The sequence below is a fragment of the Serratia sp. 506_PEND genome (assembly GCF_001076875.1).
Lineage (GTDB): Bacteria > Pseudomonadota > Gammaproteobacteria > Enterobacterales > Enterobacteriaceae > Serratia > Serratia marcescens.
In genome coordinates this window covers 1-8780 of the sequence record NZ_JVEL01000479.1, presented here as the reverse complement: position 1 = coordinate 8780, position 8780 = coordinate 1, and the positions used below count along the sequence as shown (strand labels likewise).

Sequence of the window (8780 nt, the reverse complement as noted above, 5' to 3'; positions counted from 1 at the left end):
TCGCGGGTTCGAGCCCCGTCCGTTCCGCCACTTAATTGATAAGCCCTGAGTCTCGACTCAGGGCTTTTTCATATCTGCATTTTGCGCTTTTCAGGCCGGAATTGTCCTTCCTTACCGCCTTACCCCCCCATATTGTTGCCGTTAGATCAAAAGTCTTATGCCGAACCAGGCGTTTTTGATCAATAAAAAAGTTGCCATAATCTTCCTCATACCACATCTACCTGTTAATGAGAGAAAACATTATGAGCATCCCTGCATTTGGTTTAGGTACTTTCCGCCTTCAGGATCAGGTTGTTATCGATTCTGTCAGCACCGCACTCGAGCTGGGCTATCGCACTATCGATACCGCGCAGATCTATGAAAACGAAGCGGCTGTTGGTCAGGCTATCGCTGCCAGCGGCGTGAAACGTGAAGACCTGTTCATCACCACCAAGATTTGGATCGCGAACCTGGCGAAAGGCGCGCTGATCCCAAGCCTGCAAGAAAGCCTGAAAAAACTGCAAACGTCCTACGTTGATCTGACGCTGATCCACTGGCCGTCACCCAACGACGAAGTGCCGGTTGCCGAATTTATGGCTGAGCTGCTGGAAGCGAAAAAGCTGGGACTGACTCGCCAAATTGGCGTATCTAACTTCACCATCGATTTGATGCAGCAAGCGATTGACGCGATTGGCGCCGATGAAATCGCCACCAACCAAATCGAGCTGTCACCGTTCTTGCAGAACCGCAAGGTGGTAGAATTCGCGCAGCAGCACGGCATCGCCATCACCTCTTACATGACGTTGGCCTACGGCAAAGCGCTGCAGGATGAAACGATCAAAAGCATCGCCGCTCGTCACAATGCAACTCCAGCACAGGTTGTCCTGGCTTGGGCACTGAAACTGGGCTATGCAGTTATTCCTTCCTCGACCAAGCGTGAAAACCTGGCGAGCAACCTGTTGGCGCAGCAACTGACGCTGACCGACGAAGATATGGCGCAGATTGCCGCACTGGAGTGCAACGGCCGTCTGGTTAGCCCGGAAGGTCTGGCGCCAAACTGGGATTAATCATTCCTCGCAGTAGTCAGCATAAGGCGCCCATTGGGGCGCCTTTTTTATCGTTTCAGGTATTCACTCACAAAATCAATAAAGCTGCGCAGACGGTTGCTGACGGCGCTGTCGCTGTAATAAACCGCGTTGATCGGCATGGCGACCGGCAGTGTCGCTTCCACCAGAATCGGAACCAAATCTCCACGTTTGATATCTTCGTCGCTCATAAAGTCCGACAGGCAGGCGATACCGTTGCCATGCAGACAGAGATGGCGCTGGGTTTCTCCGCTATTGGTCGTCAAGCCTGGGGTGATTTCCAACTGGCTGCCATCTGAACAAGCCAGTGGCCAGCGGTTCAGGCTGGGCAGGTCGTTGAAGCCGATGCAGCAGTGATGTGCAAGATCTTCTACCGTTAGTGGCGTGCCGTGTTGAGCCAGATAGGCGGGAGAGGCGAGCACATGCCGATAGCTGGTCATCAGTTTGCGTGCTTTCAGGGTGGAATCGGTCAGTTCGCCTACGCGGATTGCGATATCCACTTTTCGCTCGATCAAATTGATAAAGTTTTCCGAAGACACCAGCGATAGCGACATTTCAGGATAACGTTCGCGGAACTCCGCCACTAAAGGCGTCAGCATGTGCAGCACCACCGGCGTTGCCGCGTCGACGCGCAGCAGGCCTTGCGGACGCTGGCGGCTTTCCATCAGCGCATTTTCCGCCGCGGCCATGTCGTTCAGTACCTTCTGCACCTGGCGAAAGTAACTCTCTCCTTCCTGAGTCAGGCTGATTTGGCGCGTGGTGCGGTTGAGCAACGTCACGCCCAGTTTGCTTTCCAGTTTTTTCACCGTTCGGCTGACTACGGAGTTCGCTTGTTCCAGGCGTTCGGCCGCTCGGCTGAAGCTGCCGCTTTCCACTACGGTGACAAAGGTGATCAGCTCGTCTGAGTTTGCTTTCATTTTTGCTCCGATAGCAAAGTTAATTTGAAATTTTGAGCATTTTTATCATTTAAGCATAGGCCGATAATAGCCGTCATCAACTTGAATGCTATTTCGGAGTAAAAAATGCCACTCGCATTACTTGCCTTAACCATCAGCGCTTTTGCTATCGGCACGACCGAGTTCGTGATTGTCGGGTTGATCCCGACTATCGCGGAACAGCTTGGGGTGACCGTACCGTCCGCTGGATTGCTGGTGACTATCTATGCCCTCGGCGTGGCCATTGGCGCGCCGGTGCTGACGGCCCTGACCAGCCGTATACCGCGCAAGCTGCTGCTGGTTGGCCTGATGGCGCTGTTCACTCTCGGCAACCTGCTGGCCTGGCAATCACCCAGCTATGAATCGCTGGTGATTGCCCGGTTGTTGACCGGCCTGGCGCACGGCGTGTTCTTCTCTATCGGCTCCACTATCGCGACGAGCCTGGTGGCGAAAGAGAAGGCGGCTTCCGCCATCGCCATCATGTTTGGTGGCCTGACGGTGGCGCTGGTGACCGGCGTACCGTTAGGGACGTTCATCGGCCAGCAGTTTGGCTGGCGTGAAACCTTCCTGGCCGTTTCTCTGATTGGCGCGGTCGCTACGGTGGCCAGCATTATTCTGGTGCCGAACAATATCAAGAACCAGGGCAGCGCCGGCGTGCGGGAACAGATGAAAGTACTGACCCATCCTCGTCTGCTGCTGATTTACGCAATTACCGCATTGGGATACGGCGGAGTCTTCACGACTTTTACCTTCCTTGCGCCGATGATGCAGGAACTGGCGGGCTTCTCTGCTCCGACCGTGAGCTGGATACTGTTGGCTTATGGCGTCGCGGTGGCGGTGGGTAACATCTGGGGGGGCAAGCTGGCCGATCGCCATGGGGCGGTGCGTGCGTTGAGCTTTATCTTTGCCGCGTTGGCCGTTTTGTTACTGGTGTTTCAGTTTACCGCCAGCCACAGTATCGCCGCTTTGCTGACGGTGATTGCGATGGGCGTGTTCGCTTTCGGCAACGTGCCGGGGCTGCAGGTCTATGTGGTACAAAAAGCCGCGCAATACACGCCAAATGCGGTGGATGTGGCGTCCGGTCTCAACATCGCGGCGTTCAACATCGGCATTGCGCTTGGTTCGGTGATTGGCGGCCAGACCGTTGCCTCGCTGGGGCTGGCACAGACCCCCTGGATTGGCGCGCTGATCGTGGTGGTTGCATTGTTGCTGGTTAGCCTCAGTGGCCGTCTGGATAAAAAGTCTCAGCGGCAAACAGCTTGATAGGCAACCATTACTGCCTGGCCCGCGTTTTGCGGGCCTTTTCGCATTTTTCACCTATTATCCCCCCACCTTTACACAGCTATACCGTCAGAAGATTGAAATCGCTGCAGGTGGCCCCTATAACTGAAAAGGTGATGCCCGCAAAAGCCATGCCCTCTATGCGGGGTAGGCGTATAATCAATTCATCGTTGGCGAGTCTTCATCGCCAGTTTTCATGTTACTGGGTAATAGGCGAATCGCGTGCCGAAACGAACTTATGCAATGCGGTATGTTGCAGGTCAGCCAGTTGAGCGAATCTTTCCTGGCGCCGTTAACCAGCCGTTACCGCCAGGGGCGGCGCTGCCGACGACCGGCGCCTTGCGCGTTATGGTGTGGAATATTTTCAAACAGCAGCGAGCCGACTGGCTTTCGGTGCTGAAAAACCATGGCAAAGACGCGCAACTGGTGCTGTTGCAAGAGGCGCAAACCACGCCGGAGCTGGTGAGCTACGCTACCGCCAACTACCTGGCGGCCGATCAGGTACCGGCCTTTGTGCTGCCGCAGCACCCTTCCGGCGTGATGACGCTGGCGGCCGCTCATCCTGTTTACTGTTGCCCGCTGCGCGAGCGAGAGCCGCTGCTGCGGCTGTCCAAGTCGGCCCTGATCACCGTTTATCCGCTGTACAACGGCGAGCTGTTGATGGTGGTGAACATCCATGCGGTGAACTTTAGCCTGGGCGTCGACGTCTACAGCAAGCAACTGGGGCCAATCGGTGAGCAGATCGCCAGCCACCGGGGGCCGGTGATCATGGCCGGGGACTTCAACGCCTGGAGCCGCAAGCGCATCAATGCGCTGTATGACTTCGCCGGAGAGATGGCGCTGCGCGAAGTGAGCTTCGCCGACGATCATCGCCGCAAGGCCTTCGGCCGTCCGCTGGATTTCGTATTTTACCGCAATCTGGGGGTGGTGGAGGCGTCGGTATTGGTGACCAGCGCGTCGGATCACAATCCGTTGTTGGTGGAGTTCCACCCGGAAAAAGACTCTCCCGTCTGGTGAATCGCAGGTAATAAAAAAGCACCCCGCAGGGTGCTTTTTTGTGCCGGAAACTTAGGTATCCGGCGTTAGCTTGTTGCCGACAAACAGGGTCAGCTTCAGACCTGGCTGCAGGTTGCCTTTGGCGAGCGTTGAATTCCAACGCATCACGTCGTTAATATCGACGCCGTGACGACGTGCGATACTGGCGAGCGAATCACCTTTACGAACCTGGTAGGTGATACTGCTGTTACTGCCAGTATTGCTGGCCACTTGCAGGGTTTGCCCAACTTTTATGGCGCTCTTGGCGCGTAAGTTGTTCCAACTCTGCAAATCGCTGGTCTTAACGTTCAGCCGCTTGGCAATGCCCGATAAGGTGTCGCCGGAGCGCACTTTATACGAACTGCCACCGGTCAAACCGCTGTTCTTCGCCAACTGCGTCGTTGGCTGAGTCACGGCGATCTGGCCATCGGCCAGCGAGTCTTTCAGTTGCTCGGCATGTCCTTTGGGAACCATGATGTAATGGGGCCCGTTGGGTGCCGTAACGCCTTTTTTGTAGCCTGGGTTATACGCTTTCATCTTGGTGACTGAAAGTCCTGCCATCTCAGCCGCCTGAGTCAGCTGGATCTGCTGTCCGACATCAATACGCGCCAGCGCACGGGTTTCATCCGTTTTCGGGAGTTTCACGCCGTACTTCTTGCTGTTCTTGATGATGTCGCTCAGCGCCAGCATTTTCGGGACATAGATTGACGTTTCACGCGGAAGCGACAATGCCCAGAAATTGGTTGGCTTACCCTGGCGTTTGTTTGCCTTCACCGCTTGCATCACGCGGCCTTCACCACTGTTATAGGCGGCTACGGTCAGTAACCAGTCGCCGTTAAACATGCGGTTCAAGCGCTGCATCATGTTAAGCGCAGCGGTTGTTGAGGCGACGACATCGCGTCGACCGTCATACCACTGATTGTTTTTCAAACCATAATTGCGACCCGTTTGCGGCACGATTTGCCATAGCCCTGCGGCGTTGGCACTTGACGTGGCGTGTGGGTCAAAAGCGCTCTCCACTATGGGTAGCAGTACCAGTTCCATCGGCATATTACGTTTCTTAATCTGCCCGACTATCCAGTACATGTACGGCTCTGCCCGTAATGTTACATCGTGGAGATAGCTCTTACTTTTTAAGTACTTTCTTTTCTGATCACGGATCCGGGAATTTTCCGGAACCTCCATCTTCAGCTCGTCGCTAATGAAGTTCCACAGGTCCTGTTGCGCGGCGGGGCTGTTGTTATCCAACCACCGCGCCGAGCTCGCTCGGCCATTTGCTGTGTACTCTCCTGCTTCACCATCTTGACCAGCCGAAGACAAACTCTGTGCATGCTGTTCTGGCGCCGGTGCGTCCTGCCTGGACGACTGGCAACCCACTAGCAAGACTGAGGCGAGAAATATCGCTTTAGCCTTCATGTGTGTGTCAATGTAGTTGCTTAAAAGACGAGCAATAATACTTTGCTTCGCCAAATAACACAACTAAAAGCTTAGAAGTTATCTTTCCGCAGGCGTAATTCGGAAAAAACTGAATGAAGGCTTTGGGGTGGTGAATTAAAGCCTAATTTCTTTTGTAAATCAGTGTCATGGCAGCGTAAAAATAGGTTAATTTTGCGCTCTAATTGCAATGTAGTCGGCACGCTGGCTTGGCCTTTTGCCCTTAACGCTTCAACATGTTGTTGATATGTTTCAATCTCTCGATCTTCCGGCAAAATAGCCCGCGCAAACTTAAGATTTGAAAGAGTATATTCATGCGCGCAGCAAATTAAGGTGTTATCGGGAAGTTGCGCGAGTTGTTGAAATGAGTCGTACATTTGTTTGGCGGTGCCTTCAAACAGCCTGCCGCAGCCGGCGGAGAAAATGGTGTCGCCGCAGAACAGATAAGGGGCACTATAGAATGCCACATGGCCCAACGTATGACCGGGAACGGCGATAGTCTTGTAGTGGCGGCCATCGATGTCAAAGGTGTCGCCGTCGCGGACGATGTGGTTGGCGCCTTTGTCCGCGGTTTCTTGCGGCCCATAGACGGCCAGGCCGGGATACTGCGTCACGATCTGCGCCACGCCGCCGACGTGATCGTGATGATGGTGGGTCAGCAGGATCGCCGCCGGCGCCAGCTGCAGGCGCTGCAACGCTTCAAGTACCGGCTGCGCTTCACCCGGATCGACGATAATGCAGCGCCCCTGTCGGTCATCCAATAACCAAATGTAATTGTCCTGGAAGACGGGAATGCTGATAAGATTCATGGTGTACCTCTCGTTGGCAACGGCTTGAAAGAAGATAATAAATCATGAAACCAGCCCATACTCTACAAAAGCTCACCGGCCCGCAGTCCTGGGCTGAGCTGCCGTGGGGGGAGTACTATCGTGAAGCGCTCGAGCGGCAGTTGCAACCCTGGTGGCCCAAGCTGTTCGGTTTCCATCTGCTGAAGATGGGCATGCTCAGCGCCGAGCTGGCCACGGACAAATGCGCAATCTCCCACCAGGTTAACGTAGGGCTGGAGGGGGAAGGGCTGCAGGTGGTTGCCGATGCTTATCAACTGCCGTTCGCCGCCAAGTCGGTAGATGCCTGCCTGCTGGCGCATACGCTGTCCTATGCGGACGATCCGCACCGCATGCTGCGTGAAGTGGACAGGGTGTTGATCGACGACGGCTGGTTGGTCATCAGCAGCTTCAATCCGTTCAGCCTGCTGGGATTGGGCAAGCTGGTGCCCGGGTTGCGTCGCCGCCAGCCCTATGTCAGCCGCATGTTTACCCAGATGCGGCTGCTGGATTGGCTCAGCCTGCTGAATTACGAGGTGTTGCACCAGGCGCGTTTTCACGTGCTGCCGTGGCACCGCAAGGGCGGCAAGTTTTTATGTACCCATTTGCCGGCGCTGGGCTGCATGAGCGTGATTGTGGCGCGTAAGCGCACCTTGCCGCTGACGCCTACGCCGATGAAACTGGGGGCGAGAAAGCCGTCTCTCAGCCGCGCGGTGGGCGCGACCAAGAGCTATCGCAAGCTGCCTTAGGCTTCCGGTTGGTAACCGACGTCTTCCTGCGTCGGTTTGCCGGCCGCTTCGCGCGCCAGCACGTCACAACGTTCGTTCTCCGGATGGCCGGCGTGGCCCTTGACCCATTCCCATTTCACCTCGTGGCGCTGAATGGCCTGATCCAGCCGCTGCCACAGATCGACATTTTTGACCGGTTTTTTGTCGGCGGTTTTCCAACCGCGTTTCTTCCAGTTATGGATCCAGCTGGTGATGCCCTGGCGCACGTACTGGCTGTCGGTGCTGAGCGTCACGGCGCAGGGGACGGTCAGCGCTTCCAGCGCCACGATCGCCGCCATCATTTCCATGCGGTTATTGGTGGTCAGACGAAATCCTTCGCTGAAGGTTTTTTCCGTCTGCTTATAGCGTAGTATCGCGCCGTAGCCACCGGGGCCGGGGTTGCCAAGGCAGGAGCCGTCGGTGAAAATTTCTACCTGTTTGAGCATCTCTGGTAGACTCTTCCTATCAGTTTTATAAAAGCCAAGTCTGACATAAACGAGCGCTGTGAGCACTGCAATATGATCTCTACAACCACCAGACAGATTGTCCTCGATACCGAAACCACCGGTATGAACAAGCTTGGGGTGCACTACGAAGGGCACCGTATCATCGAAATCGGTGCGGTGGAGGTGATTAACCGCCGCCTGACCGGGCGCAACTTCCACGTTTACATCAAGCCGGATAGGCTGGTGGATCCGGAAGCCTACGGCGTACACGGCATCAGCGACGACTTCCTGGCCGACAAGCCGACCTTCGATCAGGTTGCCGAGGAATTCCTCGACTTTATCCGCGGCGGCGAGCTGGTGATCCATAACGCGGCGTTCGATATCGGCTTTATGGATCACGAATTCCGCATGTTGCAGCAGGGCATCCCGAAGACCGAGACCTTCTGCACCATCACCGACAGCCTGTTGATGGCGCGTCGCCTGTTCCCGGGCAAACGCAACAACCTCGATGCCTTGTGCAGCCGTTATGAGATAGATAACAGCAAGCGTACGCTGCACGGCGCATTGCTCGATGCCGAGATCCTGGCGGAAGTCTATCTGGCGATGACCGGCGGTCAGACCTCGATAGCGTTCCAGATGGAGGGGGATACCCAGCAAAATGACGCCGCGCAAGAAATACAGCGCATTGTCCGTCCGTCGACGGCGATGAAAGTGGTCTACGCCAGTGACGAAGAAGTGAAGGCGCATGAGGCGCGTCTGGATCTGGTGGCAAAAAAGGGCGGTAGCTGCCTGTGGCGCGGGGCGCCGGCGGAATAACGGCGTTTTTGCGTGAAAAAACCTCACCGGATGAATCTTCGTTGAAAAACTGTGCAAACGGTTCATTTGCGGAGAAAAAGGCGTTGACGGAACCGAGAGGCGTCCGTAATATGCGCCTCGTTCCCCCGCAAGAGGGAATGGCGCGGAGCGGTAGTTCAGTTGGTTAGAATACCTGCCT

At 55.5% G+C, this 8780-nt stretch carries 9 protein-coding genes; 5 read left to right on the top strand and 4 right to left on the bottom strand.

The features are described 5' to 3' along the window. The first annotated feature begins 242 nt into the window (after nucleotides 1-242). A complete protein-coding gene (gene dkgB / locus ADK28_RS19435; RefSeq protein ID WP_016929009.1) occupies nucleotides 243-1046 on the top strand; it encodes a 2,5-didehydrogluconate reductase DkgB in 804 nt (267 codons plus the stop codon). Between the two features lie 47 nt (nucleotides 1047-1093). Here dkgB and yafC read toward each other — a convergent pair whose 3' ends face one another. After that, nucleotides 1094-1981 (bottom strand): DNA-binding transcriptional regulator YafC, encoded by an 888-nt coding sequence (gene yafC, locus ADK28_RS19430; protein WP_048796425.1) that lies wholly within the window; start codon nucleotides 1979-1981, stop codon nucleotides 1094-1096. A 105-nt stretch (nucleotides 1982-2086) separates the two neighbouring features. On the opposite strand from yafC, the gene ADK28_RS19425 reads away from it, so the two are divergent. Continuing rightward, the gene (locus ADK28_RS19425; RefSeq protein ID WP_016929008.1) at nucleotides 2087-3262 is read left to right on the top strand and encodes an MFS transporter; all 1176 of its coding nucleotides are present in this window, start codon (nucleotides 2087-2089) and stop codon (nucleotides 3260-3262) included. Nucleotides 3263-3502: 240 nt separating this feature from the next. Further along, nucleotides 3503-4297: an endonuclease/exonuclease/phosphatase family protein gene (locus ADK28_RS19420; protein WP_028127832.1), complete on the top strand. Its 795-nt coding sequence runs from the start codon at nucleotides 3503-3505 to the stop codon at nucleotides 4295-4297. A gap of 51 nt (nucleotides 4298-4348) precedes the next feature. Here ADK28_RS19420 and mltD read toward each other — a convergent pair whose 3' ends face one another. Then, nucleotides 4349-5731 (bottom strand): murein transglycosylase D, encoded by a 1383-nt coding sequence (gene mltD, locus ADK28_RS19415; protein ID WP_004930188.1) that lies wholly within the window; start codon nucleotides 5729-5731, stop codon nucleotides 4349-4351. Between the two features lie 71 nt (nucleotides 5732-5802). Continuing rightward, a complete protein-coding gene (gene gloB / locus ADK28_RS19410; protein WP_048796424.1) occupies nucleotides 5803-6558 on the bottom strand; it encodes a hydroxyacylglutathione hydrolase in 756 nt (251 codons plus the stop codon). A gap of 44 nt (nucleotides 6559-6602) precedes the next feature. Here gloB and ADK28_RS19405 point away from each other — a divergent pair, with 44 nt between their 5' ends. Then, nucleotides 6603-7322 (top strand): class I SAM-dependent methyltransferase, encoded by a 720-nt coding sequence (locus ADK28_RS19405; protein WP_016929004.1) that lies wholly within the window; start codon nucleotides 6603-6605, stop codon nucleotides 7320-7322. On the opposite strand, the gene rnhA is transcribed toward ADK28_RS19405, so the two are convergent. Then, nucleotides 7319-7786 (bottom strand): ribonuclease HI, encoded by a 468-nt coding sequence (rnhA, locus tag ADK28_RS19400; protein ID WP_004930193.1) that lies wholly within the window; start codon nucleotides 7784-7786, stop codon nucleotides 7319-7321. The genes ADK28_RS19405 and rnhA overlap by 4 nt on opposite strands. A 72-nt stretch (nucleotides 7787-7858) precedes the next feature. On the opposite strand from rnhA, the gene dnaQ reads away from it, so the two are divergent. Continuing rightward, nucleotides 7859-8602 (top strand): DNA polymerase III subunit epsilon, encoded by a 744-nt coding sequence (gene dnaQ, locus ADK28_RS19395; RefSeq protein ID WP_048796423.1) that lies wholly within the window; start codon nucleotides 7859-7861, stop codon nucleotides 8600-8602. Nucleotides 8603-8780: the final 178 nt, after the last annotated feature.

Bases quoted from the DNA above. Each gene is read 5' to 3' on its own strand.
- dkgB (WP_016929009.1), top strand. From the start codon at position 243: ATGAGCATCCCTGCATTTGGTTTAGGTACTTTCCGCCTTCAGGATCAG.
- yafC (WP_048796425.1), bottom strand. From the start codon at position 1,981: ATGAAAGCAAACTCAGACGAGCTGATCACCTTTGTCACCGTAGTGGAA.
- ADK28_RS19425 (WP_016929008.1), top strand. From the start codon at position 2,087: ATGCCACTCGCATTACTTGCCTTAACCATCAGCGCTTTTGCTATCGGC.
- mltD (WP_004930188.1), bottom strand. From the start codon at position 5,731: ATGAAGGCTAAAGCGATATTTCTCGCCTCAGTCTTGCTAGTGGGTTGC.
- gloB (WP_048796424.1), bottom strand. From the start codon at position 6,558: ATGAATCTTATCAGCATTCCCGTCTTCCAGGACAATTACATTTGGTTA.
- ADK28_RS19405 (WP_016929004.1), top strand. From the start codon at position 6,603: ATGAAACCAGCCCATACTCTACAAAAGCTCACCGGCCCGCAGTCCTGG.
- rnhA (WP_004930193.1), bottom strand. From the start codon at position 7,786: ATGCTCAAACAGGTAGAAATTTTCACCGACGGCTCCTGCCTTGGCAAC.
- dnaQ (WP_048796423.1), top strand. From the start codon at position 7,859: ATGATCTCTACAACCACCAGACAGATTGTCCTCGATACCGAAACCACC.